The 26,591-nt window shown below is 73.7% G+C and carries 25 protein-coding genes and 1 pseudogene; 13 read left to right on the top strand and 13 right to left on the bottom strand.

The annotated features are described in order from the left end of the window. Nucleotides 1–63: 63 nt before the first annotated feature. The 5 genes from C6376_RS24090 to C6376_RS24070 all read right to left on the bottom strand — a co-directional run bounded on the left by C6376_RS24090 (nt 64) and on the right by C6376_RS24070 (nt 5,863). Nucleotides 64–1,203, bottom strand: a complete 1,140-nt coding sequence (locus tag C6376_RS24090) for an aromatic ring-hydroxylating dioxygenase subunit alpha (RefSeq protein WP_254076399.1) — start codon at nt 1,201–1,203, stop codon at nt 64–66. A gap of 108 nt (nt 1,204–1,311) precedes the next feature. After that, nucleotides 1,312–3,603 (bottom strand): protein translocase subunit SecD, encoded by a 2,292-nt coding sequence (secD, locus tag C6376_RS24085; protein WP_107445338.1) that lies wholly within the window; start codon nt 3,601–3,603, stop codon nt 1,312–1,314. A 75-nt stretch (nt 3,604–3,678) separates the two neighbouring features. Then, complete coding sequence (locus C6376_RS24080; protein ID WP_107445337.1) at nt 3,679–4,110, bottom strand: hypothetical protein; 432 nt, start codon at nt 4,108–4,110, stop codon at nt 3,679–3,681. Between the two features lie 137 nt (nt 4,111–4,247). Continuing rightward, nucleotides 4,248–4,913: a response regulator transcription factor gene (locus C6376_RS24075; RefSeq protein ID WP_107445336.1), complete on the bottom strand. Its 666-nt coding sequence runs from the start codon at nt 4,911–4,913 to the stop codon at nt 4,248–4,250. Continuing rightward, nucleotides 4,910–5,863: a sensor histidine kinase gene (locus tag C6376_RS24070; protein ID WP_107445335.1), complete on the bottom strand. Its 954-nt coding sequence runs from the start codon at nt 5,861–5,863 to the stop codon at nt 4,910–4,912. Before C6376_RS24070 ends, C6376_RS24075 begins: the two co-directional genes overlap by 4 nt. 290 nt (nt 5,864–6,153) lie before the next feature. Here C6376_RS24070 and C6376_RS24065 point away from each other — a divergent pair, with 290 nt between their 5' ends. From C6376_RS24065 to C6376_RS24045, 5 genes and pseudogenes are all read left to right on the top strand, one after another. Beyond that, nucleotides 6,154–6,480: a TraR/DksA C4-type zinc finger protein gene (locus tag C6376_RS24065; RefSeq protein ID WP_107445334.1), complete on the top strand. Its 327-nt coding sequence runs from the start codon at nt 6,154–6,156 to the stop codon at nt 6,478–6,480. A 54-nt stretch (nt 6,481–6,534) separates the two neighbouring features. Next, nucleotides 6,535–6,909: a TraR/DksA C4-type zinc finger protein gene (locus C6376_RS24060; RefSeq protein WP_107445333.1), complete on the top strand. Its 375-nt coding sequence runs from the start codon at nt 6,535–6,537 to the stop codon at nt 6,907–6,909. 5 nt (nt 6,910–6,914) lie between these two features. Then, a pseudogene (locus C6376_RS24055) lies at nt 6,915–7,340 on the top strand (hypothetical protein); the annotation flags it as partial. A 161-nt stretch (nt 7,341–7,501) separates the two neighbouring features. Then, on the top strand, nt 7,502–7,981 hold the full coding sequence (locus tag C6376_RS24050) for a MarR family winged helix-turn-helix transcriptional regulator (protein WP_107445332.1): 480 nt from the start codon (nt 7,502–7,504) through the stop codon (nt 7,979–7,981). Nucleotides 7,982–8,077: 96 nt separating this feature from the next. Further along, on the top strand, nt 8,078–8,449 hold the full coding sequence (locus C6376_RS24045) for a tetratricopeptide repeat protein (RefSeq protein ID WP_107449147.1): 372 nt from the start codon (nt 8,078–8,080) through the stop codon (nt 8,447–8,449). A 122-nt stretch (nt 8,450–8,571) separates the two neighbouring features. On the opposite strand, the gene C6376_RS24040 is transcribed toward C6376_RS24045, so the two are convergent. Next, the gene (locus C6376_RS24040; protein WP_107449146.1) at nt 8,572–9,972 is read right to left on the bottom strand and encodes a PepSY domain-containing protein; all 1,401 of its coding nucleotides are present in this window, start codon (nt 9,970–9,972) and stop codon (nt 8,572–8,574) included. 185 nt (nt 9,973–10,157) lie between these two features. Here C6376_RS24040 and C6376_RS24035 point away from each other — a divergent pair, with 185 nt between their 5' ends. Further along, nucleotides 10,158–10,802, top strand: a complete 645-nt coding sequence (locus tag C6376_RS24035) for a peptide deformylase (protein WP_107445331.1) — start codon at nt 10,158–10,160, stop codon at nt 10,800–10,802. 1 nt (nt 10,803) lies between these two features. Here C6376_RS24035 and C6376_RS24030 read toward each other — a convergent pair whose 3' ends face one another. After that, nucleotides 10,804–12,222, bottom strand: a complete 1,419-nt coding sequence (locus C6376_RS24030) for an NAD(P)/FAD-dependent oxidoreductase (RefSeq protein WP_107445330.1) — start codon at nt 12,220–12,222, stop codon at nt 10,804–10,806. 143 nt (nt 12,223–12,365) lie between these two features. Between C6376_RS24030 and trxA the strand changes: the two genes are divergently transcribed. Beyond that, nucleotides 12,366–12,770 carry a thioredoxin gene (gene trxA, locus C6376_RS24025; RefSeq protein ID WP_107445329.1) on the top strand — a complete coding sequence of 135 codons (405 nt, stop codon included), beginning with the start codon at nt 12,366–12,368 and terminating at the stop codon, nt 12,768–12,770. Between the two features lie 24 nt (nt 12,771–12,794). On the opposite strand, the gene C6376_RS24020 is transcribed toward trxA, so the two are convergent. From C6376_RS24020 to C6376_RS24005, 4 genes are all read right to left on the bottom strand, one after another. Continuing rightward, a complete protein-coding gene (locus C6376_RS24020) occupies nt 12,795–14,231 on the bottom strand; it encodes an aldehyde dehydrogenase family protein (protein WP_107445328.1) in 1,437 nt (478 codons plus the stop codon). Nucleotides 14,232–14,270: 39 nt separating this feature from the next. After that, nucleotides 14,271–15,449, bottom strand: a complete 1,179-nt coding sequence (locus tag C6376_RS24015) for a 4-hydroxybenzoate 3-monooxygenase (RefSeq protein WP_107445327.1) — start codon at nt 15,447–15,449, stop codon at nt 14,271–14,273. A gap of 25 nt (nt 15,450–15,474) precedes the next feature. Further along, complete coding sequence (locus tag C6376_RS24010; protein WP_107445326.1) at nt 15,475–16,524, bottom strand: LacI family DNA-binding transcriptional regulator; 1,050 nt, start codon at nt 16,522–16,524, stop codon at nt 15,475–15,477. A gap of 205 nt (nt 16,525–16,729) precedes the next feature. Further along, nucleotides 16,730–17,419 carry a TetR/AcrR family transcriptional regulator gene (locus C6376_RS24005; protein ID WP_107445325.1) on the bottom strand — a complete coding sequence of 230 codons (690 nt, stop codon included), beginning with the start codon at nt 17,417–17,419 and terminating at the stop codon, nt 16,730–16,732. Between the two features lie 99 nt (nt 17,420–17,518). On the opposite strand from C6376_RS24005, the gene C6376_RS24000 reads away from it, so the two are divergent. After that, entirely contained in the window at nt 17,519–18,082 is a 564-nt protein-coding gene (locus C6376_RS24000; protein ID WP_107445324.1) for an NAD(P)H-dependent oxidoreductase, read from the top strand. A gap of 222 nt (nt 18,083–18,304) precedes the next feature. Beyond that, nucleotides 18,305–19,252 carry an FkbM family methyltransferase gene (locus C6376_RS23995; protein ID WP_107445323.1) on the top strand — a complete coding sequence of 316 codons (948 nt, stop codon included), beginning with the start codon at nt 18,305–18,307 and terminating at the stop codon, nt 19,250–19,252. 95 nt (nt 19,253–19,347) lie between these two features. Here C6376_RS23995 and C6376_RS23990 read toward each other — a convergent pair whose 3' ends face one another. Next, nucleotides 19,348–20,319: a TerC family protein gene (locus tag C6376_RS23990; protein ID WP_107445322.1), complete on the bottom strand. Its 972-nt coding sequence runs from the start codon at nt 20,317–20,319 to the stop codon at nt 19,348–19,350. 224 nt (nt 20,320–20,543) lie between these two features. Here C6376_RS23990 and C6376_RS23985 point away from each other — a divergent pair, with 224 nt between their 5' ends. Next, nucleotides 20,544–21,518: an alpha/beta hydrolase gene (locus C6376_RS23985; RefSeq protein WP_107445321.1), complete on the top strand. Its 975-nt coding sequence runs from the start codon at nt 20,544–20,546 to the stop codon at nt 21,516–21,518. Between the two features lie 55 nt (nt 21,519–21,573). After that, the gene (locus C6376_RS23980) at nt 21,574–22,572 is read left to right on the top strand and encodes a helix-turn-helix domain-containing protein (protein WP_107445320.1); all 999 of its coding nucleotides are present in this window, start codon (nt 21,574–21,576) and stop codon (nt 22,570–22,572) included. A 200-nt stretch (nt 22,573–22,772) separates the two neighbouring features. Here C6376_RS23980 and C6376_RS23975 read toward each other — a convergent pair whose 3' ends face one another. Continuing rightward, nucleotides 22,773–24,236, bottom strand: a complete 1,464-nt coding sequence (locus C6376_RS23975) for an MFS transporter (protein WP_107445319.1) — start codon at nt 24,234–24,236, stop codon at nt 22,773–22,775. 102 nt (nt 24,237–24,338) lie between these two features. On the opposite strand from C6376_RS23975, the gene C6376_RS23970 reads away from it, so the two are divergent. After that, nucleotides 24,339–24,794: a MarR family winged helix-turn-helix transcriptional regulator gene (locus C6376_RS23970; RefSeq protein ID WP_107445318.1), complete on the top strand. Its 456-nt coding sequence runs from the start codon at nt 24,339–24,341 to the stop codon at nt 24,792–24,794. A gap of 580 nt (nt 24,795–25,374) precedes the next feature. Continuing rightward, on the top strand, nt 25,375–26,505 hold the full coding sequence (locus C6376_RS23965) for a PP2C family protein-serine/threonine phosphatase (RefSeq protein WP_107445317.1): 1,131 nt from the start codon (nt 25,375–25,377) through the stop codon (nt 26,503–26,505). The last annotated feature ends 86 nt before the right edge of the window (nt 26,506–26,591 follow it).

Below are 26,591 nucleotides of genomic sequence, written 5' to 3'. Positions count from 1 at the left end.
TGTGCCGCCGGGGGCCGAGCCGCGCCCGTCCCTCCGGCGGACCGCCCCTGTCCCGCTCCGGCGTCAGGACGTGCACACGGCGCTGCCTCCGCAAGGGCCCGAACCGGCGCGCGCCGTGGTGGGGCGCAGCGGGACCCCGTTGTTCCGCAGCACGTCGCGGACGTGCAGGATCAGCGGGAACACCTCCTGGTTGCGGTCCTCGCCCTGCTCGTCCCAGGCCCGCTGCTCGGCCTCGACGGCCATCCGGTCCTCGGCGAAGACCCGTTCGGTGAACCTCCTGATGAACGGCCGGGCGATGTGCAGGGCTCCCGGGATCGGCGGCTTCGCGATCATGAGGAGTCCGAAGGTGTGGTTGACGCGCTGCTCGGCGTCCTGCGGCACATAGGCGGCCCACAGGGAGAACGCCGGGAGCTCGGCCTTCTCCGGGACCGCCCGCAGCGTCTGGTACGGGTACTGGGTGCGGACGGTGATCACGTCGGGCGAGGAACCGCCGCTCAGTCCCTCCGCGGACAGCAGCGCCGCGCCCCGGTCCTTCCTCCCGCCCGCGGGAACGAACAGGTAGCGCGCCTCCACGAAGTCCGGACCCGTGTCGAATCCCAGCAGTTCGGGCCGGATCCTGCCGAGGACGCCTCGGTGCAGGAACTGGTGGTTCATGTCGAGCAGGTTCTCGTGCATGAACGAGTAGTGGCATCGCACGGTGCGCGAGAACGTCATGGTGACGTGCCGGGCCGAACCGAACTCGGGCAGGTCGGGCAGCGGCGTCGCGGCGGCCTTCTCGGGATCGCCGGGAAAGACGAAGACGAGGCCGTAGGCCTCCCGGACCGGATAGGCGCGCACCCCTCGCGGCGGCCGGCCCACTCCCTTGGGCAGATACGGGATCTGCGAGATGCGGCCGTTGCCCCGGTAGGCCCAGGCGTGGTAGCAGCAGCGCAGCACCTCGCCCTCCACCACGCCCATGCTCAGGGGCACCTGACGGTGGGCGCAGCGGTCCTCCAGGGCGAAGACCGTGCCGGCCTCGCCGCGGTACAGGGCGATCCGCTCCCCCGCGAACCGGGCGGCGAACGTCTTCTTCCTCGCCACGCTCCGGGACACCGCGACCGGATACCAGAAGTCCGGGTCGATCCCGCGGCGCCGGAGGTCGGGGACCGCTCCGTTCCTGTGCTCGGGCGACGGGTACGGACCGCTCGCGGATTCAGTCTCGATTGCCTTGTCCCTTTCTTGTTCGCGTTCTGTTCGCGCCCGCCCCGGCACCCGGGGCGGGCGCTTCCACCGGCGCTCAGAGGCCATACGTCCCACTCGGGCACCGGGCCTTCACGGCCCCCGCAGGCCTCCACCCGGACGGCCGAGCGCGCCGCGCCCCCGCGAGGAGCCCGCCCGTGTGCGCCGGTGCAGTTCGACGGCCAGCGGCGTGGCGGTGAACATCGATGACCAGGTGCCCACCACCAGGCCGATGAGCAGGGCGAGGGCGAAGTCGGTGAGGGTGTCGCCGCCGAGGACGGCCAGTGCGGTGAGGATGAACGCGGCACCCATGCCGGTGCTGACGGTCCGTGGCAGGGTCTGCAGAATCGCCTGGTCGGCGATGCGGGCGAAGGGCAGCCCCGTGCGGTCGCGGCCGAGTTCCCTGATCCGGTCGAAGACCACTACGGAGTCGTTGACGGAGTAGCCGACGACGGTCAGCAGCGCCGCCAGGAAGACACCGTCGACGGGCTTGCCGAGCCAGGCGAAGACGCCGACGAGGATCACGACGTCATGGGCGAGCGCGGCGACCGCGGAGGTTCCGAGCAGCCAGCGGAAGCGTGCCGCCAGGTACAGCAACTGCGCGCCGAGGGCGACGGCGAGGGCGATCAGGGCGCCGCGCCGCAGCTCCTCGCCGAGGCTGGGCCCGATGGCTTCGTCTCGGACCTTGTCGGCACGGCCTGCCAGGTCGGTGACGGCGTCGGTGAGTGAGTCCGCCCGGGCTTCGCCGAGGTGGTGCGTGCGGACGGTGAGCCGGTTCTCGCCGGAGGTCTGGACGACGGCGCGGGGGAACCCGGCGTCGGCGAGCGCGGCGCGGGCCCGGTCGGCGTCCACGGGCGTCGCCGTGGTGTATTCGACGAGGCGGCCGCCGGTGAACTCGACGCCGAGGTCGAGGCCGCGCACGGCGATCCCGGAGGCCGCCAGGACCAGGGCCGCGGCCGAGGCGGCGAGCCATCGGCGGGGGTGGCGCAGCAGGCGCGGGTTCGTGCGGGCGAGCCGGGCGCGGACGGCGCCGGTGTGGGCGATGCCGGTGAGGTGGGGACGGCGACGCAGGCGGGGCCGGTCGACCGCGAGGTCGGCGAGGACGCGGGTGACGACGAGGGCGCTGAGCATGGAGGCCAGGACGCCGATGCCCAGCGTGACCCCGAAGCCGCGCACGGGTCCGGAGGCGAAGAAGAACAGCAGGCCGGCGGCGATGAGGGTGGTGATGTTGGAGTCGGCGATCGCGCCGAAGGCCTTGCGGAACCCGACGGTCAGCGACGACCGGGGGGTGGGCCGGCTGCGGGCGGCGTACTCCTCGCGGGCGCGTTCGAAGACGAGCACGTTGGCGTCCACCGCCATGCCGACGGCCAGGACGAAACCGGCGAGTCCGGGCAGCGTGAGGGTGGCTCCAAGGGCGGCGAGGGCGGCGTAGGACATGAGGCCGTAGCAGGCGAGGGCCACCGTGGCGAGAAGGCCCATGATCCGGTAGACGGCGATGATGAACAGCGAGGTCGCGGCGGTGCCGACGACGGCCGCCCAGGCGCTGGCCTCGATGGCCCGCGCGCCGAGCGTGGGGCCGACGGTGCGCTGCTCGACGGTCTCGACCGGCACCGGCAGGGCGCCGCCGTTGACGAGCAGGGCCAGCTCCTTGGCCTCGGCGTCGTCGAAGGATCCGGTGATCTGGGTGGAGCCGCCGCTGATGCCGGACCGGCACGCCACCGAGGGGTCGACCTGCGGCGAGGAGATGATCTTGCCGTCCAGGACGATGGCGACCCGGCGACCCGGATCACCGGGCGGACGGCAGGCGGCCTCGCCGGTCAGCCGGGCCCAGCCCGGTCCGCCCGACCCCTTGAAGTCCACCGTGACGTGCCATCCGGCGCCGGTCTGCTGGTCGAAGCGGGCGGCTGCCTTCTTGACGTCCTTGCCGGTGAGTACGGCGGCCCGCAGACGCAGCGGCCTGCCCGACTCGTCGGCCGTCACCTGCTCGTGGGGCCGTTCCGGCAGCGGGTCGGACGTGCCGTCGGCGTCTGCCGCCGTGCCGAGCACCTGGTGGAAGGTGAGCTGCGCGGTCCGGCCGAGCACGTCGGCCGCCCTGCGGGGGTCCTGCACCCCCGGCAGTTCGACGACGATCCGGTCGCTGCCGGAGCGGGCGATGGTGGGCTCGGCGACACCGAGCGCGTCGATCCGGCCGCGCAGCACCTCCACGGTGCGGTCCGTGGCCTCGCCGCCGGCGTCGGCCGGGTCGGCGGGGCGGGTCTCGAGCACGATCTGGGTGCCGCCCCGCAGATCGAGTCCCAGGTTGACGGGCACGGTGAGCGCGACGTACAGCGACAGGGCGACGGCGGCGAGGGCGAGCAGCCCTCTGATGAGCGGGGAGCGTTGCACAGCGGGCCTCCGGCAGGCACACCGCGGCCGCGACGGTGGCCGCGGCCGGGAAGGGAGAGGAAGGAAGGGGAGGGGTCAGGTGCCGGAGAACGAAGGGGGCGCCCGCACCCCGTGGCCGTGTGCGGGTAGCGCCGAGGCCGGTGGGTCCGGCGGCGGACCCACCGGGGTCCGCCCGGCCCGGAGTGGGCCGCCCGTCGCGCCGCGCGGCGGGTGGGAGGCGGGAAGCGGCGGCGTATGACGCTCACCGGTGACGTCCCTGCCGCTCCGGACGGTGGCGGAGGGGACGGCGGGGTCCGCGTCCTGTGCGTGCGGCGTGCCGTGCGCAGACGGGACTCCGGCGGCGTGCGTCAGCCCGCCGGGCGCGGGGAGGTCGGCGCCGCCGGGGGCCGGCGGACCGGACGGACCGAGCAGGACGAGCAGCACGAGCAGCACGGCGTGCGCCGCCGCGGGCACGGCCGCCGGGATCCGGCCGCCCGCAAGCGGCACGGTCGGCGTGCGGCGTGCCATGCCCCGCCCGCCCCCTTCCGTGTCGATGTCGGTGTGCGTGCGGCGGCGCGGAGCCCGCGGGCCGCGGCGGGAGAGCGCCGGCCGGGACCTCGCGGTGAGCGAAGCAGCCGGAAGTGACGGGCCGTGATCGGAAGCGGTCAGGCCTCGATGAGGCCCGCGCGGATCGCGTACCGGGTGAGTTCCAGCCGGTCGCGCAGCCCGAGCTTGTGCAGCAGGTTCGCCCGGTGCCGGTGGACGGTCTTGATGCTGATGAAGAGCATCTCGGCGATCTCCTTGGAGGAGTGGCCCTCGGCGACGAGTTTGAGGACCTCCTCCTCGCGCGCGGTCAGCACCTGCTCGGGCGGCTCCTCGCCGTTGCGGACCCGGTCGAGGTAGTTGCGGATGAGCGCGGTGACCGCGCCCGGGTACAGGAAGGGCTCGTCGCGCATGGCGGCCCGGCACGCCGCCACCAGGTCGCGGTCGGCCACCGACTTCAGCACGTATCCGCTGGCGCCCGCCTTCAGCGCCTGGAAGAAGTACTGCTCGTTGTCGTGCATCGTCAGCATCAGGACCCGCACTTCCGGCTTCAGTGCGACGAGTTCCCGGGCGGCCTGCAGGCCGGTCATCCGGGGCATGGCGATGTCCAGGACCGCGAGGTCGACCTCCTGGGCGCGGGCCAGCTCGATGGCCTGCGCGCCGTCCCCGGCCTCGGCGACGACCTCGAGGTCGGGCTCCCGGTCGAGGATGAGTCGCACGCCGCGACGGACCAGCGCGTGGTCGTCGGCGAGGAGGATGCGGATCACGGAGGTGTCGGGCGCGCTCATGTCTGCTTCCTGAGGAGGGGCACGGTCAGTCGGACCTGGGTGCCGGCCTGCGGCCGGGAAGTGATGTCCAGCGTGGCCCCGATCAGCAGGGCCCGCTCGCGCATTCCGCGGATTCCCGCCCCTTCGGGGGCCGCCCCGGTTCCCCGGCCGTCGTCGGCGACGGCCAGGACCACCGCCTCGCCCGTGTGGTGCAGGCCGACCTCGACCTGTCCGGCCTCGGCATGGCGGGCCGCGTTGGTCAGGGCTTCCTGGGCGACGCGGTACAGCACCAGTTCCGTCTGCCGGTCCAGCACCGGCAGACCGGTGTCGAAGCGGCGCACCACGCGCAGTCCGACATGGGTGGCGAACTCCGTGGTGAGCGAGGTCAGCGCGCTGATCAGGCCGAGGTCCTCCAGGACGCCCGGCCGCAGCCGGCGCACGAGACGCCGTACCTCGTCCAGGCTCCCCCGGGTGATCTCCTGCATCTGCCGCAGTTCCCCGCGCAGGGGCTCGTCGGCGTCGTCGGCGGTCCGCTCCAGCGCCAGCAGGATCGCGGTCATGCTCTGGCCCACCTCGTCGTGCAGTTCCTGGGCGATGCGGCGTCGTTCCGCCTCCTGCGCGAGCAGGACGCGGGCGCTGCTGGACGCCCTTTCGTGCTCGAGTCGCTCGAGCATCGCGTTGAAGGTACGGATCAGGTCGGCGGTCTCCCCGCGGCCGCGTTCGGGCAGCCGCTGCCCGGGGCGCAGCAGGTCCACGGTGGCCATCAGCCGGGTGAGCCGGTCCAGCGGGGCCAGGCCGATCCGCAGCAGGGCGGCGTTGGCGACCAGCATGACGACCAGGCCGGCCACGAGGATGACCGCCTCGGTCAGGACCACCGGCACGGAGACGGTCACCGGGGCCCACAGCAGCAGCGCGGTGGCGCTGCCCAGCACCACCGCGTTGAGCGCGAAGATCCGCCAGAACAGGGACACCGGGACGACGCCTTCCTCTGCTGTGTCGGTGGGAGACGGCCGTGTCTCCACCGCCGGTCCTGCCAAGCTTCCCCCCTGCCCGCTCCGTCGTCGATGGGCTCCGATGCCCATTTCCGTCCCCAGGCCGACCCACCGCTGATGGGTCGGGGGACCCCTCCGGAGATGGGTATCGCGCCCGATGGGATTTCGGCGGCGGCGCGGTCACGGTGGAGGCAGGGACCGCCACCCGCGGCTCCGGCCCTACCGGCCCCGCCCCGAACCGGACCGATCCGCCGAAAGAAGGAACCGTCATGTCGCTCGACACGCCCCGGACCGACGCCCGCACCGAACGGCTGACGGCCCACGAGGCCCGCCAGCGCCTCGAACACGAACGCGCCTCCCGCCTCGCCCAGCTGAAGGCCATCGACGAGGCCGGACCCGACACGGCGGAGCAGGTGATGTCCGCGCAGAAGGACACGGTCCGGCGGGTGCTCGTCGAGGTCGAGGCCGCGTTCGTCCGCGTCCGGGACGGCAGCTACGGCGTCTGCCGGGGCTGCTCCGGACCCATCCCCGTCGAGCGCCTCGAGATCCTGCCGTACACCCGTTTCTGCGTCCCCTGCCAACGCGACGCCGTCTGACGAGGCGCCGTGCGCCCTCCCTCTCCCGCCCTGTCCTGCCCAAGGGGTGATTCGGTGAACCACCAGATCATCGACGACCGCGACCCGGCCACGCTGTCCGCCGAGGACCTCGCCGCGCTGCGCGAGAACCTGCACGAGCAGCGTCTGTTCCGCCGGGAGCAGCTGCAACAGCTCTCCTCGCCCGCCACCACCCGCACGGACGCGGTCCTCGACCGGCGGGCCGTGTCCCAGATCGAGGTCCGCGTGAAGCTCGCCGCCTCCGCCCGTATGGTCCTCACCGACGTGGAGGCCGCCCTCGAACGGATGGACCGGGGCCGTTACGGCTCCTGCCACCGGTGTCAGGAGCCGATCGACCGGGAACACCTGATGATCGTGCCGCAGGCCCGCTACTGCACCCGCTGCCGGCACGTCGGGGAGGCCGGACGGTGAACACCGTGCCCGTTCCCGGCCCCGTGACCGCCCGGCACCGCTCGTGGCCCCGGCGCCCGCGGTGCTGGGGCATCGCCCTCGACCTGGGCAGCGCCCGCACGCGTGCCTGGTCCTTCGGCGGGCGGATGATCGTCGACGTGCCCACGGTCGGTTTCCTCGCCGCGGGCGCCACGTACCCCGTCCGGCGCGGCGCCATCGTCGACACCCCCGGGGCCGCCCGGATGCTCGACCGGCTGCTCGGCCACCGCCTGCCCCGCTACGGCCGCCCTCTGGTCGTCGTCGCCACGCCCGTGCTGGGCGGCATGGCCTATCGGACCGAGGCCCGCACCGCGGCCGAGGTCCTGCGGCCCCGTGCGTTCCTGACCGTCCCCGCCGCGCGGGCCATCGCCGTGGCCGCGGACGCCGACCTGACCCGCCCGTCGCTCGTCGTGTCCGGCGCCATGACACCACCCCACCCTGCGTCGTCCGTTCTCGCGGGCCCCGTGCGCATGCCACGTCTCCCCCGGTGCGTCGCAGGCCGTGCGCAGGGACGCGGGAGGGACACGGGGACGATCACGGAGACCCTCGTATAGTAGCCATGTAAACTAACGGCATGAGCAAGGGTTCCGAAGGGGCCACGCCCGGATACCTGGTGTGGCGTCTGTCGACGAAGTGGCGCGTGGCGGTCGACCGGGCACTGGCCCCGCTCGAACTCACCCACGCGCAGTACTCGTTGGTCGCGTCGCTGTACGGGATGCAGCGCGACGGCGAACGCCCCAGCCAGCGCAGGCTCGCCGACCACACCGGCCTGGAGCCTCTCTACGTCTCCAAGCTCGCCCGCGCCCTGGAGTCGGCCGGGCTGATCGAGCGCGCCCGGGATCCTCGCGACCCGCGCGCCGTGCAGCTCTCCCTCACCGCGCGGGGGCAGGACGTCACCCTGCGGGCGATCACCGTCGTCCAGGGGCTGCTGGAGCGACTGCTGGAGCCGCTCGGCGGCCTGGACGGCGCCCGGACGCGGGCGTTCACGGCGGAGCTGACGACCCTCCTCGACGTCCCGCTCGGACCCGACGTGGGCCCACCGGAGCCGTCCTGACGCGGGGCGAGCCCCGGCACCGGCACTGTCGGCCCCATAGTGGAATATTCAACTATGCAGTCCGGTTGACGGCCTCGAAGGAGGTCGGCAGTGGACATGAGGTACGAGAGGGCACACGGCGGGACCGAGGAGTACTACTCCCACGGGACGCCGGCCGAACGCTGGGAGCGGGCGCAACTGTTCTTCGGGGCGCGGGAGTACACCGCCGCGGCCCGGGTGCTGGCCGGCCTGGTCGAGGAGACGCCGGAGCAGACCGGCCCGCGCCTGCTGCTGGCCCGCGCCTACTACCACTCGGCCCAACTGCGGCGCGCCGAGGCAGAGTTGCGGATCATCGTCGAGCGCGATCCGGTCGAGCACTACGCCCGGCTGATGCTGGGCCGCACCCTGGAGCGGCAGGGCCGGCACACGGAGGCGGGGCCGCACCTGCGGATCGCCTCGGCGCTGACGGGCGACTTCCCGCAGGACTGACGGCCCGCCCCTCCACCGCCTCGGACGGCCACCGCCCCGGGGGCGGCCGGGCGGCCCCGGCGGTGAGCGGCCCGGCGGTGACGACTGCTCACCGCCGGGCCGTGCAAGCCGTCCGCGACGGCTCAGGCGGCGGCCGTCCGCCGCTTGCGCCGATGCGTGATCTCGCCGAGGACGACGTCCACCACGAGGAACCCGGCGAGCGGGATGCCGAGCAGCGGGACGAAGTAGCCGACCACCGCGACCAGCGCCATCAGCGGGACCAGGACGTACGGCGGAACCTGCGCCCAGGCGCCGCGCGGGATCGGCCGGCCGAAGGCGCCGCCCCGTCCGCGCTGCCACCACATCCGGTAGCCCCACACGATCAGCAGGATCAGCGCGAGCGCGAGGAGCATCAGCGCGATCTGGTTGACCGGGCCGAACAGGACGCCGGTGTGCAGGTCGATGCCGTACCGCGTCAGCTTCGCCAGCAGCGGGTGGTCGGCGAACCGCACGGTGTCGGTGACCTCCCCGGAGGCCGGGTCCACCGCGACCGCGTCCTGCTTCTCCGGCCAACTGCGCTGCACCTGCCTGACGACGTAGGCGGACGTGGCGTCGGCGGGCGGGACGATCTCGACCGGGTCCCCGAGGCCCTCGGCGCGCGCGGCGGCCAGGATCTTGTCCAGCCCCACGCCGTGCTCGCCGTTCCCGCCCGCTCCGGAGGCCGCCTCGTGGCCGGCGTGGTCGCCGCCGCTCGCGGCCGCCGACACCGACGGGGTGGCCTGACCGAGCGAGGTGCGCAGCTCGTCGATGTGGGCGCCCGCGTACGCCGACCAGGTCAGGCCGGTCGCGGACAGGAAGAAGAAGCCGGCCGCCGCCCAGACGCCGACCGTTGCGTGCAGCCCGAGAGTGCGTCGGCGTCCGGTGACCCCGCGGACCTTGCGCTGCGCGCGCCGTCGGGAGAACCACAGCGCGACCCCACCGCCCGCGATCACCCACAGCCAGCTCGCGGCGAGTTCGCTGTAGAGGCGGCCGGTCTCACCGAGGTGCAGGTCGCGGTGGAACTCGTCGATCCAGGTGCGCAGCGGCAGCGCGCCCGTCGAGCCGTACTGCTCCAGCGCGCCGCGCACCTCGCCGGTGTACGGGTCGACGAACACCGCGAGGGTGTGGGTTGCGGCGATCCCCTCGACGCCGGACAGCATCACGCGGGTGGAGGCGTCGTCCTCGGGCGAGGGACGCACCGCCGAGACGGTTCCCTCCGGGTGGGCCTTGCGGGCGGCGTCGACCTGCTCGGACATCGGCAGCTTCGCGTCGCCCACGGGGACGGTCGTCTCGTGCGCGTACAGAAGCTTCTCGGCCTGGAACGAGGCGGCGTACAGCAGACCGGTGACGGCGGCGACCAGCAGGAGGGGCGCCACGAACACGCCGGCGTAGAAGTGCAGCCGCAGGACCAGGGGGCGCAGTGCGGCCCACGGGCCGCGGGGCTTCGGCTCGGGGGCCGCCGGCTGCGGGGCCTCTTCCGCGGTGAAGGAGGGAGCGGTGGACATCGACGGCTTCTCCGGGGGCAGGGGAGCGAACGGGGCGTGGGACATGGGACGTCGGGGCGGGAAGCAGACCGGGAGGAAGGCTGTGCTCGGCCGTGCGCTCCGGTAGTCGTGGGGCGGCGCCTGCGAGTTCCCGCCACTTCGAGTGACCTGCGTCACGCCGGGGGCGGTCGTGGCATGCTGGCGCGATGGCATCTCCCCGTCCCCTCGCCCCCCTTGCCGAACGGATCGAGGAACTCCTCGCGCCCGGCGGCCCGTTGCCCCTCGTCCTGGCCGGAGATCCCGTTCTGCGGGCGGGCACGTCGCGTTACGAGGGTCAGCTCGACCCGGCGCTGCTGGCCCGCTTCGTCGAGGCGCTGCGCCGCACGATGCACGCGGCGCCCGGCGTGGGTCTCGCCGCGCCGCAGGTCGGCGTGGAGCTGCGGATCGCGGTCGTCGAGGATCCGGCGACGGTGCCGGAGGAGGTGCGGCAGGCCCGCGGCAGGGCGCCCCAGCCGTTCCGGGTGCTGGTCAACCCGTCCTACGAACCGGTGGGTTCGGCCCGGGCCGCGTTCTTCGAGGGCTGTCTGAGCGTGCCGGGCTACCAGGCGGTGGTGGCCCGGCACGCCGAGGTCCGGCTGACCGGTGAGGACGAGCACGGCAGGCCGCTGGACGAGGTGTTCGGCGGCTGGCCGGCCCGGATCGTCCAGCACGAGACGGACCACCTCGACGGCATGCTCTACCTCGACCGGGCCGAACCGCGCTCGCTGGCCGCGGACCGCAACGTCCTTCAGCGGTGGGCGCAGCCGACCCCGGCCGAGGCGGCGCGGGCGCTGGACTTCGAACTGCCGTAGGTCAGTTGTCCCGGAACGCCTCCAGCAGGCGCAGCCACACCTCGCTGATCGTCGGGTAGGACGGGACGGCGTGCCACAGGCGGGCGATCGGCACCTGTCCGACGACGGCGACGGTCGCGGAGTGGATCAGCTCGCCGACGCCGGGGCCGACGAAGGTGACCCCGCGCAGGATCTCCCGCTCGAGGTCGACGACCATCCGGGCGCGGCCCTTGTAGCCCTCGGCGTACAGGCCGGCTCCCGCCACCGACGACATGTCGACGTCGACGGCCCGCACCCGGTGTCCGGCCCGTTCGGCCTCCGCGAGCGAGAGGCCGACGGAGGCCGCCTCGGGGTCGGTGAACACGACCTGCGGGACGCACTCGTGGTCGGCGGTGGCGCTGTGGGCGCCCCACGGTTCGTTCTGCGGCAGGGGCGTTCCGGCGGCGCGGGCGGCGATGGCCGCGCCCGCGATACGGGCCTGGTACTTGCCCTGGTGGGTGAGGAGGGCACGGTGGTTGACGTCGCCCACGCCGTAGAGCCAGTCGGTGCCGGTGACCCGCAGGCTGTCGTCGACGCCGAGCCAGGAGCCAGGTTCCAGGCCGACCGTCTCGAGACCGATGTCCTCGGTGCGCGGGGCGCGGCCGACGGCGAAGAGGATCTCGTCGGCCTCGATGCGCTCCCCCGTGTCGGTGACGACCACGACCACGCCCTCCGTGCGGGTCACCGAAGCCACCGAGGTGCCGGTGCGCACGTCCGCGCCGGCCGCGGTCAGCGCCTCGGCGACGAGTTCGCCGGCGAACGGCTCCATGCGGTCGAGCAGGCCCCTGCCCCGCACCAGGAGGGTGACCTGCGAGCCGAGGGCCTGCCAGGCGGTGGCCATCTCGGTGGCGACGACTCCCCCGCCGACCACGACGAGCCGGCCGGGCGCGGCCTGGGCGCTGGTGGCCTCCCGGCTCGTCCAGGGCCGGATCTCGGCGAGACCGGGCAGGGCCGGCAGGGCGGCGCGGGTGCCGGTGGCGACGACGACCGCGTGGCGGGCCGTGAGCACGGTGTCCCCCACCGTCACCGTGCGCGGGCCGGTCAGTCTGCCGTGGCCGCGGTGCAGGTCCGCGCCGATGCTCTTGAGCCAGTCGGCCTGACCGTCGTCCGTCCAGTCGCCGGTGTACCAGTTGCGGCGGGCGAGGACCGCTTCGGCGTCCAGGGGGCCCTGCACGGCCTGGCGCAGGCCGGGCAGCCTGCGGGCGTCGGCGCGGGCGATGACCGGGCGCAGCAGGGCCTTGCTGGGCATGCAGGCCCAGTACGAGCACTCGCCGCCGACGAGTTCGCTCTCCACGACCGCGGTGGTGAGGCCGGCCGCGCGGGTGCGGTCGGCGACGTTCTCCCCCACGGGCCCGGCCCCGAGCACCACGACGTCGTACGTGTTGGTTTCCGTTTCCGTCATGGGGTCAGTCTGGTGGGTGGTGTGCGGGGTGGCCACAGGGGTAGGGGCGCGGAATACGCGTCCGGCCGCCCGCGTTGTGACGGGCGGCTTCACCTCGTGTCGGGAGGCACCCGACGGGAACTCCGGGAAGAAGGAATCAGGTCATGAGCAGCACCGTGGAGCTCACCAAGGAGAACTTCGACCAGACGGTCACCGACAACGACTTCGTCCTGATCGACTTCTGGGCGTCCTGGTGCGGGCCGTGCCGTCAGTTCGCCCCGGTCTACGACAAGGCGGCCGAGGAGAACCCCGACCTGGTGTTCGGCAAGGTGGACACCGAGGCCCAGCCCGAACTGGCCCAGGCCTTCGGCATCCAGTCGATCCCGACGCTGATGATCGTGCGCGACCGGGTCGCCGTGTTCGCCCAGCCCGGCGCGCTGCCCGAGGCCGCCCTGACGGACGTCATCGGACAGGCGCGCGGGCTGGACATGGACGAGGTGCGCAGGTCCATCGAGGAGGAGCAGGCCAAGAGCGGGGCCGGCGACTCCCCGGCGGCCCGGGGCGAGTAGCCCCGGGGAGACCCTGCGGCTGCCCTAGAACGGGTACGGCGCCACGTCGGCCCGCACCGTCGTCCACCGCACGTCGATGAAGGCCTCCAGGTTGGCCTCGCCGCCGAACCGGGCGCCGGTGCCCGAGGCGGCCACGCCGCCGAAGGGCGCCACGGCCTCGTCGTTCACGGTCTGGTCGTTGATGTGCACGATGCCGGTCGGGACGCGCTCGGCCAGGTCGAGGCCGCGGGCGGCGTCGCGGGTGACGATGCCGAGCGAGAGCCCGTAGGAGCTGCGCGCGGCCAGCGCCGCCGCCTCGTCGGGCGTGCTGAAGGGGCGCACCGGGGCCACCGGGCCGAAGACCTCCTCGGCGTAGGCCGGGGTGTCGTCGTCGACGCCCGCGAGGACCGTCGGACGGTAGAAGCGGTCCTGGTGCGTGCCGCCCGCGGCGAGCTTCGCCCCGGCCGCCGTGCTGGCCTCCACCAGGCCGTGCACCTTGGCGAGCTGGCCGTCGTCGATGAGCGGGCCGAGGTGCACCTGCGCGCGGTGCGGGTCGCCGACGGCGAGCGCGTCGGCCTTCGCCGCGAGCCGTTCCACGTACTCCTCGTAGAGGGAGGCGTGCACCAGGTGGCGGCCGGTGGTCATGCAGATCTGGCCCTGGTGGAAGAACGAGCCCCAGGCGGCCGTGGAGATCACCGCGTCGAGGTCGGCGTCCTCCAGCACGATCAGGGCGGAGTTGCCGCCGAGTTCGAGGTGCGCGCGCTTGAGGTGGCGTCCGGCCGCCTCGCCGACGGACCGGCCGGCCGCGGTGGAGCCGGTGAACGAGATGACCGGCACGCGCGGGTCGGCGACCAGGGCCTCGCCGGTCTCGGCGCCGCCGGGCAGGACGTGCAGCAGGTCCTCGGGCAGTCCCGCCTGCGCGAACACCGCGGCCAGCGACAGTCCGCCGCAGACGGCGGTGCGCGGGTCCGGCTTGAGGACGACGGCGTTGCCGAGCGCGAGGGCGGGTGCGACGGAGCGGATCGACAGGATGAGCGGGGCGTTGAAGGGGGAGATCACCCCCACGACGCCGACCGGGACCCGCCGGGTGTACGAGAGCCGGGGCGCCTCGCTGGGCAGAACCTGGCCGGCCGGGCGGGAGGCGAGGGCGGCGGCCTCGTAGCACTCCTGGGCCGCGACGTGCAGCTCGAAGTCGGCCTTGCCCGCGATGGAGCCCGACTCGCGGACGATCCACTCGCGCAGCTCCGCGGCGTGCGCGGCGAACAGGTCGCCGGCCCGGCGCAGCACTCCGGCGCGGACGAAGTGCGGGACGCGGGCCCATTCGGTCTGCGCGGCACGGGCCGCCTCGGCGGCCGGCGCGACGTCCGCGCCGGCCGCCAGGACGACCGTGCCCAGCTGCTCGCCGGTGGCGGGCTCGGTGACGGTGTACCGCGGTCCCGACAGGGTGCGGGGCTGCCAGTTGGTGGGGTCGAGCAACGGCATGGGGGCTCTCCGATCGGTGACCCGCGGGCTTCGCCGCTCTCACGGGGAGAGGGGAAGTCCCGTGTAGTTCGCCGCCAGTTCGGCGGCCGCGTGGCGGGATGCGGTGATCCGGCGCAGCCGGGCGAGCTGCATCCGGTGGTCGAACGCATCCCCATCTGGTTGAGCGTGCAACATCCTAGTCATGTCGTAGGAGAATCGGGTGGCCTGCCACACACGTCGCAGGCACTGCTCCGAGTACCCGTCCAGGAGTCGCGTCGACCCGTGGGCGTGCAGTTCGGTGAAGGCCCTGGCCAGAAGCCGGACGTCGGAGACCGCGAGGTTGAGTCCCTTGGCGCCGGTCGGCGGGACGATGTGGGCGGCGTCCCCCGCCAGCACCAGCCGGCCGTGCCGCATGGGTTCGTGGACGAGACTGCGCATCTCGGTCACGGACCGGGCGGTGACCGGGCCGCGGCGCAGGGTCCAGTCGGCGTCGACGGCGAAGCGCGCGGTGAGTTCGTCCCAGATCCGTGCGTCGGGCCAGTCCCGCAGGTTCGTGCCGCGGGGGACCTGGAGGTAGAGCCGGGAGACGTGCGGTGAGCGCATGCTGTGCAGGGCGAAGCCGCGTGCGTGGCGTGCGTAGATCAACTCGTCGCAGGAGGGCGGCACTTCGGCGGTGACGCCGAGCCAGGAGTAGGGGTAGTCGTGGGCGTAGGTGCGGCCGGCGGCCGCCGGGAAGGCGCTCCGGGCGACGCCGTGCGAGCCGTCGCAGCCCGCCACCCACGCGCAGCGCAGGGCCCGTTCCCGGCCCTCGTGCCGGAACCGCACGACGGGCGTCGCGCTCTGCGGCTGCTCCACGGCGAGCGCCTCCGCCTCGAACAACAGGGGCGGCCCGTCGGCCAGTTGGAGGGCGATGAGATCCTTCACGATCTCCGTCTGGGCGTAGATCGTGACCGTGCGGCCGCCGGTGAGGGCGGGGAAGTCGACGTGATGTCGTTCGCGGTCGAAGCGCAGCTCGATGCCGTGGTGCACCAGGCCCTCGACGTCGAGCCGGTCGGCGGCGCCGGCCGCGCGCAGCGCGTCGACCGTGCCCTGCTCCAGCATCCCGGCGCGCTGGCGCCCCTCCGCGTAGGCGCGCGTCCTGCTCTCCAGCACGACACAGGCGATTCCCGCGCGGTGCAGCAGGCGGGCGAGCAGCAGTCCCGCCGGGCCGCCGCCGATGATGCCGACCGTGGTACGCATGGCATGCCTCCCCCTGGACGGTAGTTCAGCTGGAGTCGCGGTGCACCACGGCGACCGAGAACAGCTCGTGCGACTCGGGAGCGGCCGCGGGGTTGCGGACCGCCCGGTCCACCAGGGAGGCGAGGTCGCGGCCGGAGGGCAGCGTGATCCGCACGGTGCTGAGCCGCGGCCGCAGCAGCCGGCCGAGCAGCAGGTCGTCGGCTCCGATGACGGCCACGTCCTCGGGAACGCGCAGGCCCGCGTCCCGCAGGGCGCGCGACAGCAGCATGGCGTACTCGTCGTTGTAGCCGAACACGGCGTCCAGGCCGAGGTCCCGCCAGCGCGCGGCGAGGGCGCCCGCGGCCTCCTCCGTGTAGGCGAGCGGCAGCTCGGTGACGGTCGCGCCGGTGCCCCGCAGGGCCTCACGGGCGCCGGCGAGTCGGGGCGCGGAGAACAGCTCCATGCCGGGCTCCTCGGGGACCACCACCCCGATGGCGCGGCGCCCCCGGGCGTGGAGGTGCCCGGCGGCGCCCCGGCCGACGTCGGCCTGGTCCAGGAGCATCACGTGGGCGCCCTCGACGGCCTCGGGACCGACGGTCACCACGGCCCGGGCGCCGGACCGCTTGAGGATCGCCACCCCCTCGGGCCCGATGCCGGTGCCGGGCACCAGCACGGCGACGGGCCGCAGCTCGGCCCACGCGCGGGCGTCCTCGTCACCGCTCACCCCGCTCGCGCCGTACTGGACGACCGTGTAGTCGAGGCGGCTCATGGCGCCCTGGAAGTCGTGCACGAAACGGCTGTAGAGCGGCCCCGCCGGCACCGGCAGGGTGGGCATCAGGACCATCCTGCTGTGTCCGGCGCGCAGGGTGCGGGCGGCCGCGTGCGGCACGTACCCGAGCTCCTTCGCGGCCTCGCGGACCCGGCGGCGGGTGGGCTCGCTGATGCGTACGGCGCTGGTGTTGTTCAGGACGTAGGAGACGGTGGCGCGCGAGACTCCGGCCAGACGGGCCACGTCGGCGCTGGTGGGCACGGGGCGCGGCGCCGGCGGCATCGTCGGCGCGGGCGTGTTCGGTATCTGCACCATGACGTACCGCATCTTGGCAGAAGCCGTGAGCCGGGTCCCGGGCGGGGGAGGCCGAGTCCGACGGTCCGTCGGAGAGCACGTTCCGGGCGGGTCCCCCGCGGCTACGAGGTACGGGGGTTCCCGCGCGGCCGGTCGGCCGGGGCGCAGTCCGCCGACATGCCGCAGCCCTGGGTCGGCCCCTGCCCCAGCCGGACCTGAGCGGGCGCGTCGCAGCGCGTCACCCGGCGCCCGTTCGGCGCTGCTCGCCCGTGACCCGGTCGACCAGGTCGCTCCAGCCCGCCTCCAGACGCTCCGGCGGCAGGCCGCACTGCCGGGTGAGGTGGTGCACGAGGACGGGGTTGAGATACCCCATCAGCGTGTGCGCGAGGAGTTCGCCGTCCGCGTCGGGCAGTGCCTGCTTCAGCAGCATCGCCAGGTGGCGGTGATGAACCCGGCGCACCGGGACCGAGTGGCGGCGGTCCGGCCCCGGCTCGGCCGCGAGCTGCAGATCCAGCTGGTCGACGGAGCGTGCGAGGGACGCGAGGCCGAACGCCCGCAGCCGCTCCACCGGCGGCGCACCCGGTCCCAACGGCGCGGGGCCGCTCAGGAAGGCCGCCTGGAACTGCCTCTCCGAGTGGTCCAGCAGGGCGTTCAGCAGGCCCGTGCGGTCACCGAAGCGACGGAAGACGGTCCCCTTGCCGACGTTCGCCGCGCTCGCCACCGCCTCCATCGTGACCCCGGCCGCGCCGTGCTCGGCGATCAGGCGGGCGGCGGCGTCCAGCAGCCTGGCCCGGTTGCGGGCCGCGTCGGCGCGCAGACACGGCTCGTCACCCGCCGGACCGAGTTGCAGCAGTTCCGGCTCGGCAGCGCTCTCCTCGGGCTCGGGACACGGGGGCAGCACGGCGGACATGACGTCAGCGTAAAGCATCGGGAATGAAACTGGACCGCGGTCCGGTTAGGGTGCTAGAACATTAAACGGACCCCGGTCCGGATTATTGCCGCAGTGTCTCAGCCTCTGGGAGTACCCATGTCTGTCCGCATCCTCGCGCTCGTCGGCAGCCTTCGCGCCGGCTCGACCAACCGCCAGCTCGCCGAGGCGGCCGTCAAGGTCGCTCCCGAGGGCGCCGAGGTCGACCTCTTCGAGGGCCTGGCCGAGATCCCGTTCTACAACGAGGACCTCGACGTCGAGGGCAGCGTCCCGGCCGCCGCCGCCCGGCTGCGCGAGGCCGCCCTGGCCGCCGACGCCTTCCTGCTCTTCTCCCCCGAGTACAACGGCACGATCCCGGCCGTCCTGAAGAACGCCATCGACTGGCTGTCGCGCCCCTACGGCGCCGGCGCGTTCGGCGGCAAGCCGGCCGCCGTGGTCGGCACCGCGTTCGGCCAGTTCGGCGGCGTCTGGGCGCAGGACGAGGCCCGCAAGGCCGTGGGCATCGCCGGCGGCAAGGTCATCGAGGACCTCAAGCTCTCCATCCCGGGCTCGCTGACCCGCTTCGCCGAGACCCACCCGGTCGACGACGCCGAGGTCGCCGCCCAGCTGACCGAGGTCGTCGCCCGTCTGCACAGCCACGCCGGCGAGGCCGCCGCGGCCTGACACCCGATCGGCGCCGCGCCGGCCGACGGCCGCCCGACACCGCCCGTCGTCCGGTGGCACGCCGGGGCGGGAACGGCCGGCGAGGCAGCAGCACACCCGAGGGGCCCGGAAAGCGATTCCGGGCCCCTCCGGCGTGCGCGCGCTCGCGGGTGAGGTGAGAGGAGCGGCGAATGTCGGTCAAGCCGCAGACCGCGGGCCGTCCCGTCTGATAGGGCTGGGGAGATGAGCACCCTTTATCGACGACTGCTCGATCTGATGCCGCGCATCGGCGTCCAGGTGACCGACCTCGGGCCGGGGAAGGCGGTGGTCTCCCGACGCGGCGGCCCCTACCGGGTGACCGGCGCCGGCAAGGACACCTGGGTCCTGCGGCCGACGGGCGACGCGGCCCGCTCCGAGGCCGCCGAGGACGAGGCCGTACGGCTGGGCGACACCGGCGCCGTGCTACTCATGGACCCCTCGGCCCGCCGGGACGAGCGCGGAACGCAGCTGGCGGCCGCCGCGTACCTCTGCACGCAGCATGTCGCCGCGATGCTCGAGCTCTACGGCGTGAACTGCGTGTTCGACGTCGGCGCCAACACCGGCCAGTACGCCAAGGGCCTGCGCAGGGCCGGGTACACGGGGCGGATCGTGTCGTTCGAGCCCACGTCGGCGACGTTCGCCCGGCTGGCGAAGGCGGCCGAGGACGACCCGCAGTGGCAGGTGCACCGGTGCGGGCTGGGCCGCGAGGAGACGACCGCGCGGATCCACACCGGCTGGAAGACGATGAACTCCCTGCTGGCGGCCAGCGAGTACGGCAAGGGCCGTTACAGCCGTTTCGCGAAGGACGACACGGAGGAGATCCGCGTCCGCCGGCTGGACGAGGTCATGGACGAGGCACTGGCCGGCCTGACCGACCCGCGCCCCTACCTGAAGATGGACACCCAGGGCTATGACCTCGAGGTGTTCGGCGGGGCCGGGGAGCGGATCGCGGAGTTCGTCGGCATGCAGTCCGAGGTGGCCGTGCTGAAGCTCTACGAGGGCAGTCCCGGGATGGGCGAGGCCGTCGCACGCTACGAGGCGGCCGGGTTCGGCATCACCGGCATGTACCCGGTGACGCGCGAGGCGACGACCGGGCGGGTGATCGAGTTCGACTGCGTGCTGATGCGGGCCGCCGCGGCGCCCGCGCCCTAGGCGCGGGCGCCCCTGCCGTGACCGGGCGCCCGGTCACGTGATCGCGGCGCCCCTGCCGGAGGAGACCGTCCCGAGGGGGCCGCGCCGCGGAGCCGTCACACGGCTGACGTGTCCGGCGCGGCCTCCTCCTGCCGCCCGGCCGCCCGCAGGCTGGTGAAGGTCGTCACGGCGAGGACGAGCACGATGAAGCCGAGCGAGAACGGAATGCCGATCTCGGGCACGTGCACCCCGGACTCGTGCAGCGCGTGCAGCAGCAGCTTGACGCCGATGAAGCCGAGGATGATCGACAGGCCGTAGCTGAGGTGGACCAGCTTCCTCAGCAGGCCGCCGATGAGGAAGTACAGCTGGCGGAGACCCATCAGCGCGAAGGCGTTGGCGGTGAAGACGATGTACGGGTCCTCGGTCAGCCCGTAGATCGCCGGGATCGAGTCGAGGGCGAAGAGCACGTCCGTGGAGCCGATCGCCAGCATCACGACCAGCATCGGGGTCATGACCCGCCGGCCGTTCTGCTCGATCCACAGCTTGGTGCCGTGGTAGCGGTCCGCCACGCCGAAACGCTTCTCCACGGCCTTGAGCAGCTTGCTCTCCTCGAACTCCTCCTCGTGCGCGCCCTTCCTGGCGTCCTGGACCAGCTTCCACGCCGTCCAGATCAGGAAGGCGCCGAACAGGTAGAAGACCCAGGAGAACGTCGAGATGATCGCCGCGCCGGCCGCGATGAACAGGGCGCGCAGCACGAGGGCCACCAGCACGCCCACCATGAGGACCCGCTGCTGGTACTGCGAGGGCACCGCGAACTTGCCCATGATCAGGACGAACACGAAGAGGTTGTCCACACTCAGCGACTTCTCGGTGATGTACCCGGCGAAGAACTCGCCCGTGGGCCTGCCGCCGCCGAAGACGAAGACGCCGAGACCGAACAGGCAGGCCAGCACGACCCAGACGATCGTCCAGGTCCCGGCCTCCTTGAGCGAGACGTCGTGCGGCTTGCGGCCTATGAAGAAGTCGACGGCGACGAGCGCGCACAGCGCCGCGACGGTCATCAGCCAGACGGAGAGGGAGACGTTCACGGGTCATACTCCTGGTGCCGGTGTGGGGGGTGAAAATCGTTGTCGCGTGATCCACCGCTTGTCCACCCTTCGCAGATGAACAAAAGGTCACGTCCAGGCGAGGCGCGGACGCGTCCGGGGATGCCACCCGCCGAACGGCGGGCAGGTTCCGCCGAACGGCGGCGCTCCGCCGGGTGCGCGGGCGCGGACCATGGCCGCAGGAGCCACCCCGTCGAGGAGACGCCATGACATCCGTCCCACCGCCGTTCGACCCGGAACTCGCCGCCGCACTGGAACTGATCAAGGACATGATCCAGCCGGGCATGGCCATGGAGGACATCGAGGCCGTCCGCCAGGGCCCGGCCCTGGCACTGCTGTCCCAGCTGGACCTGACGGCGGGCGGCGCCTTCGAGGTCGAGGACCGCACCGTGCCGGGGCCGAAGGGCGTCCCGGAGATCTCCCTGCTGATCTGCCGCCCCGTCGCACCGGCCCCCGACCGCCCGCGCCCCGTCGTCTACCACGTGCACGGCGGCGGCATGGTCCTCGGCAACAACCGGGCCGGCGTGGACGTGGCACTGGACTGGGCGCGGGCGCTGGACCTGGTCGTGGTGTCGGTGGAGTACCGCCTCGCGCCCGAGCACCCGCACCCGGCGCCCGTCGAGGACGTGTACGCCGGGCTGCTGTGGACGGCGGAGCACGCCAAGGAGCTGGGCGCGGACCCGGACCGCATCGTGATCGCCGGCACCAGCGCGGGCGGTGGGCTGACCGCCGCGCTCGCCCTGCTGCTGCGCGACCGCGGCGGCCCGCGGCCGATCGGCCAGCTGCTGATGTGCCCGATGCTGGACGATCGCAACGACACCGTCTCCTCCCACCAGATGGCGGGCCTCGGTGTGTGGGACCGGACCGCCAACGACACCGGCTGGACGGCGCTGCTCGGGGCGGCGCGCGGCGGCCCGGACGTGTCGCCGTACGCGGCGCCCGCCCGCGCCGAGGACCTGTCCGGGCTGCCGCCCGCCTTCCTCGACGTGGGCTCCGCCGAGACCTTCCGGGACGAGGTCGTCGGCTACGCCTCCCGGATCTGGCAGGCCGGCGGGATCGCCGAACTGCACGTGTGGCCGGGCGGCTTCCACGGCTTCGACGGTTTCGCGCCGCAGGCCACACTGTCGAAGTCGGCCCGGGCCGCCCATCTGGACTGGCTGCGCAGGCTGCTCGCCGAGTAGTCGGGGCGGGGCCCCAGCTCTCCTCACCGAGGGGGACGTACCGCATGATGAGCGTATGAAAGAGCTGGCGGGGCGTCTGACGGCACTGGATCCGGACGCCGGCGCCGCCCTGCGCGTCATCGCCTACTTCGACCGGCTGACGGAGGGCCGCGCCGGGGTCGAGGCTCTGGTGCGCGGGGCGGCGGTGCTCGCCGGGGTGCCCGCGCGGCTCGTCGACGCCGACCGGCGGGTGCGGATCCGGGTCGAGCCCGACGGCGTCCGGCGGGACTGCGGCCTGCCGCCGGACCCCGCGTGGCCGTCCGCCGCGCTGACCCCGGACGGGGCGCCCGCCCTCTGGCTGGAACGCGCCGACGCGACGCCGAGCGTGGTCGACGCGGTGATCCTGGAGCGCGCCGCCGGAGCGGCCCGGCTCGTCCTGGACCGCACCCGCGGCCGGGCCCCGCTGGACGATCCCGCCCTCGTCGAGACGCTCCTGGACGCCACCGCCGCCGAACCGGCCAGGCTGCACGCCGCCCGCCGCCTCGGCCTCGACCTCCGCGCACCGGCCCGCGCCCTCGCCACCCCGGCGGGCCGGCCCGGCGTCGTCCCCGCGCCCGCCGCACCCGTCGCCGCCGAGCCGCCCGCCGTCCGCACCGGGGTCGGCCCGGCCGTGCCCGTGCTGGAGCTGCCCGGGTCGTGGGACGCCGCCCGGACCGCGCTGCGGTTCACCGCGGAAGGAGGAGCGCTCGATCCCGGGCCCCGGGTGGTGTCTGCCGATGAGCTCGGCGGGATCGCGCTGCTGGCCGAGATCATCGCTCCGGGCTCCGAACCGCCGCCGGACGTCCGGGCGTTGGACACCGCCGCCGCGGACGCGCCCTGGCTGCTGACCACGCTGTACGCGGTCACCTCGACGGCGAGCCTGCGGGCGGCGGCCGCCGAGGCCAACGTGCACCACTCCACTCTCCAGGACCGGCTGGCCCACGCCGAACACCTCCTGGGCTGGCCGGTGCGCACCCCGCAGGGCCGGCTGCGGCTGCACCTCGCCATGACGATGCGATGGCTGACCCGGCCGTAAGGCGCGTCGGCGAGGGCGCGCGCCCGAGGCGGAACACGCACGGCAACGCCCAGGGCAACCGGCGTGGGCACTCGCACGGGGATGCCCAGGAGAACCGGCGTGGGCAATCGCACCCTGATGCCCAGCGGAACCGGCGTGGGCACTCGCCCGGAACGGGGGGCGACCGACGCGTTCGCCCCCGGCCTGTGTTCCCGGTCCGCTCAGACCCTGGCCTGCTCGGCCTCGGCCACCGGGCCGGTGACGTCTGCGCCCGCGGCCGCGGCACGCGCGGCGGGGATGGCGGCCGCGATGGCCGCGGAGACCAGCGCGAGGCCGCCGCCGACGAGGAGCGCGGTGCGGAATCCGTCCTCGGAGGCGAAGGTGTGACCACCCATGGTCGTGGTCATCTGGGAGAGGATCACCCCGATGACGGCGGAACCGATCGAGGTGCCGAGCGAGCGCATCAGGGTGTTGAAGCCGTTGGCGGCAGCGGTCTCGGTCAGCGGGACCGAGCTCATGATCAGGGCGGGCATCGCCCCGTACGCGAGGCCCACGCCACCGCTGGTGACGAGGGTGACCAGCATGACTCCCCAGGCGGACCCCGTCAGCGCCAGCGAGACGAAGTAGCCGGCCGCCAGCACCAGGGCTCCGCAGACCAGCGTGAACTTGGGGCCGCGGGCGTTGGTCAGCTTCCCGCCGAGCGGCGAGACCAGCATCATCGTCAGGCCGCCGGGCGCCATCCACAGACCTGCCGCGAGCATCGACTGGCCGAGTCCGTAACCGGTGGCCTCCGGGAACTGGAGCAGTTGCGGCATCACCAGCATGCTCGCGTACATGCCGAAGCCGATGAAGACGGAGGCGAGGTTGGTCAGCAGCACCCGGGGGCGGGCCGTGGTGCGCAGGTCGATCAGCGGGTCGGTGGTGCGCACCTCCCACAGGCCCCAGCCGGCCAGTGCCACGAGGGCGGCGGCGAACATGCCGAGCGTGGTGCCCGAGGTCCAGCCCCAGTCGGCGCCCTTGGAGACGCCGAGCAACAGGCAGACCAGGCCGATACCGAGGCCGATCGCGCCGGGCAGGTCGAAGCGCTGGCCCTTGGCGCCTGCCGGGACGTCCGGGACGAGCGTGTAGATCAAGGCGGCGACGACGGCGGCCAGCGCGGCGGAGCCCCAGAACAGCACCCGCCAGTTCGCGTACTGGGCGACCGCCGCGGCCAGCGGCAGGCCGATCGCGCCGCCGATGCCCATGGAGGCGCTGACCAGCGCGATGGAGCCGCTGAGCTTCTCGGCGGGCACGACGTCCCGCAGCAGCGCGATGCCCAGAGGCACCATGCCCATACCCATGCCCTGGAGTCCGCGCCCCACGATCATCGTCACCACGTCGGAGGCGAACGCGCAGACCACCGAGCCGACGACGAGCGGCACCGAGCAGGCCAACAGCATCCGGCGCTTGCCCACGAGGTCGCCGAGGCGGCCGACGACGGGCACGCACACGGCCGCCACCAGCAGCGTGACCGTGATCACCCAGGCCGCGTTCGAGGACGAGGTGTCCAGGATCTGGGGCAGTTCGGCGATCAGCGGCGTGACCAGCGTCTGCATGATCGCCGCCGTGGTGCCGGCGAAGGCCAGCGTGGCGATCACGGCGCCGGGACCGGCCGCGGGCCGGGGGGCGGGGGCGGGGGCGCCCATAGGGACTCCTCGGGAAGTGGTGCGTGAGAATGTGCATCGTACACGCCTTGTGTATCACGCACATGATGTGGCCCATGCATACCGGCATGTCAGGATGGACCCATGGAGACGCCCGCCCACGAGGTCGAGTACGAGCAGATGCTGCTGAGCCGTCACACGTTCCTGAACCAGCGGGGCGGCCGCCGCAAGAACAGCGTCCTGGAGCGCAGCGCCTACATCCTGCTGAGCCGGATCCGGGTGCAGGGGCCCATGTCGATCGGGGAACTCAGCGACGCCTTCGGCCTGGACGTCTCCACCCTCAACCGACAGACGGCGGCGGCGATGCGCGCGGGGCTGATCGAGCGCATCCCCGACCCGGAGGGCGGGATGGCCCGCAAGTTCCGGCTCACCGAGGAGGGACTGCGCCTGCTGGACGCGGAGCGGGAGGGGATCGTCGAGATCCTGGACCAGGTGATGCACGACTGGTCCGACGACGACGTCGCCGCCTTCGCGGGATACCTGCGGCGCTTCAACAACGGCATCGAGGCCATCGGCGGGCGCCCCTGGCCGCGACCCTAGCGCGCGGGACGCCGGCCGACGCGGGCGATTCGGTCGGCGAGGGCGCGGCCCGCACGGGGCCGGCGCGTCACGGGGCGCTCGGCGCGGTCGACGGGCCCGCCGCGCCCAACTGCCGGATGTCACCACCCCGCGGCCTCGACGCGCCGGCCGTCTTCGGACGTCCGGTGTCCTTCGGCAACGCGAGCGGGGCGCCGCCGTGCCAGGTGGGGCAGCCCGAGTTGTACGAGGGGGCCGCTCCGCCGCCGGTTCCGCCCACTGAGCCCGGCCCGGTCGGCGCCCGAGGAGCTCCGCTCGCTCACCGAGCGCGCCCTGCACACCGGGGCCGAGGGTCCGGTGCGGGTTCCGGTCACCGCGGAGTTCCCCCCTGGCGGACGCGGCCGGCGCCCACGAGCCGATGGGCGGCTACGCGTGAACCTGCAGGCTGCTGCTGCGGATCTCCGGCTGAGCGCCGGGGGCGGCGCCGGCGTCCTCCCCCGGCCCCGTGCCACGTCCCGTCGGCTCGCCCCCGTGGGCTCGACCCGCCGCGCCGACCGAAGGCCTGTCTAAGGTGGAGAGGATCGCCACGCGCCCGGGAGCCCCCATGATCGGTATACGTCGGAAGAGACCTGCCGGCGCCCTCGACGCCGTCGACGCCATCGAGCCCCCGGGCAACGCCGAGACGGTCGTCGGCGTGCTCACGGTGACGGTGCTGGTCGAGGTGCTCGGCGTGCTGTCCGGGTCCGAGGTGTGGCTGCTCGGACTCCTGGTGTTCCTGCCGGGAACGGCGTCGGCGCTGTGCACCGTGCAGCAGACCAGGTTCGTCGCCGCGTGGACCACCCTGTTCGTCTCCCTCACCCTGTTCCTGCGGGCCGGCGACGGGGCCAGGTGGCTGGACCGCAGTCTTCTGGTGCTGCTCACCCTGGTCCTCGGCGTCGTCTCCGTGTACGCCTGCCACCGCCGCATCGCGCGTGAACAGGAGATGCTGCGGCTGCGCTCGACCGCAGCCGCGATGCAGCGGCACATCCTGCATCCTCTGCCCCTGGTCACCGACGACGTCCTCGTCAACGGTGTCTACGAGCCCGTGCAGGAGGACCGGCTCGTCGGCGGCGACATCTACGACGTGGTCGACTCGCCGTGGGGCACCCGCGTGCTCATCGGAGACGTGCAGGGCAAGGGCCTGACCGCGGTGGGCGCCGCGTTCGCGGTGATCGGCGCCTTCCGGGAGGCGGCCTACCGGGAGCCCACGCTCACCGCGCTCGTCGACGCCCTGGACGCCGCGGTCGTCCGGCACAACTCCTACGCCGAACAGACCGGCGACGACGAACGGTTCGTGACCGCCCTCGTCGTCGGTGTCGACGCGGACGACGAGGCGCAGATCGTCAACTGCGGCCACATTCCCCCGCGGCTGGTGCACGAGGGCGCCGTCACCACGGCCGCGGTGGACCCGGGCGTCCCGCTCGGGCTCGCCGAACTGGCGGTCGCGCCCACGACCGTGGACTGGTTCGCGTTCCCCGCCGGCGCCACGCTGGTGCTGACCACCGACGGACTCACCGAGACCCGTGCCGCCGACGGCACCTTCTATCCGCTCGACGAGCGGCTGATGAAGCACCTCGACCGCTCTCCCACCGAACTGCCCGGGGCCCTGCACGAGGACGCGCGGGACTTCGCCGGGGACGGCGGCCGTCACGACGACGTCGCCGTCCTGACCGTCCGCCGGGCGCCGAGGTACTGACCAGCCCGGCCCGGTCCGGCCGCGCGGCGGAACCGGGCCGGTCGCCCGCGCCACGCGTCGCGGCGGAGGACGCGGCCGGGCGGCCG

This window comes from Streptomyces sp. P3, from assembly GCF_003032475.1.
GTDB lineage: Bacteria > Actinomycetota > Actinomycetes > Streptomycetales > Streptomycetaceae > Streptomyces.
This window is presented reverse-complemented; position numbering and strand designations above follow the sequence as displayed.

Bases quoted from the DNA above. Each gene is read 5' to 3' on its own strand.
- C6376_RS24080 (WP_107445337.1), bottom strand. From the start codon at position 4,110: ATGGCACGCCGCACGCCGACCGTGCCGCTTGCGGGCGGCCGGATCCCG.
- C6376_RS24075 (WP_107445336.1), bottom strand. From the start codon at position 4,913: ATGAGCGCGCCCGACACCTCCGTGATCCGCATCCTCCTCGCCGACGAC.
- C6376_RS24065 (WP_107445334.1), top strand. From the start codon at position 6,154: ATGTCGCTCGACACGCCCCGGACCGACGCCCGCACCGAACGGCTGACG.
- C6376_RS24050 (WP_107445332.1), top strand. From the start codon at position 7,502: ATGAGCAAGGGTTCCGAAGGGGCCACGCCCGGATACCTGGTGTGGCGT.
- C6376_RS24045 (WP_107449147.1), top strand. From the start codon at position 8,078: ATGAGGTACGAGAGGGCACACGGCGGGACCGAGGAGTACTACTCCCAC.
- C6376_RS24040 (WP_107449146.1), bottom strand. From the start codon at position 9,972: ATGTCCACCGCTCCCTCCTTCACCGCGGAAGAGGCCCCGCAGCCGGCG.
- C6376_RS24035 (WP_107445331.1), top strand. From the start codon at position 10,158: ATGGCATCTCCCCGTCCCCTCGCCCCCCTTGCCGAACGGATCGAGGAA.
- C6376_RS24030 (WP_107445330.1), bottom strand. From the start codon at position 12,222: ATGACGGAAACGGAAACCAACACGTACGACGTCGTGGTGCTCGGGGCC.
- trxA (WP_107445329.1), top strand. From the start codon at position 12,366: ATGAGCAGCACCGTGGAGCTCACCAAGGAGAACTTCGACCAGACGGTC.
- C6376_RS24020 (WP_107445328.1), bottom strand. From the start codon at position 14,231: ATGCCGTTGCTCGACCCCACCAACTGGCAGCCCCGCACCCTGTCGGGA.
- C6376_RS24015 (WP_107445327.1), bottom strand. From the start codon at position 15,449: ATGCGTACCACGGTCGGCATCATCGGCGGCGGCCCGGCGGGACTGCTG.
- C6376_RS24010 (WP_107445326.1), bottom strand. From the start codon at position 16,524: ATGCGGTACGTCATGGTGCAGATACCGAACACGCCCGCGCCGACGATG.
- C6376_RS24005 (WP_107445325.1), bottom strand. From the start codon at position 17,419: ATGCTTTACGCTGACGTCATGTCCGCCGTGCTGCCCCCGTGTCCCGAG.
- C6376_RS24000 (WP_107445324.1), top strand. From the start codon at position 17,519: ATGTCTGTCCGCATCCTCGCGCTCGTCGGCAGCCTTCGCGCCGGCTCG.
- C6376_RS23995 (WP_107445323.1), top strand. From the start codon at position 18,305: ATGAGCACCCTTTATCGACGACTGCTCGATCTGATGCCGCGCATCGGC.
- C6376_RS23985 (WP_107445321.1), top strand. From the start codon at position 20,544: ATGACATCCGTCCCACCGCCGTTCGACCCGGAACTCGCCGCCGCACTG.
- C6376_RS23980 (WP_107445320.1), top strand. From the start codon at position 21,574: ATGAAAGAGCTGGCGGGGCGTCTGACGGCACTGGATCCGGACGCCGGC.
- C6376_RS23975 (WP_107445319.1), bottom strand. From the start codon at position 24,236: ATGGGCGCCCCCGCCCCCGCCCCCCGGCCCGCGGCCGGTCCCGGCGCC.
- C6376_RS23970 (WP_107445318.1), top strand. From the start codon at position 24,339: ATGGAGACGCCCGCCCACGAGGTCGAGTACGAGCAGATGCTGCTGAGC.
- C6376_RS23965 (WP_107445317.1), top strand. From the start codon at position 25,375: ATGATCGGTATACGTCGGAAGAGACCTGCCGGCGCCCTCGACGCCGTC.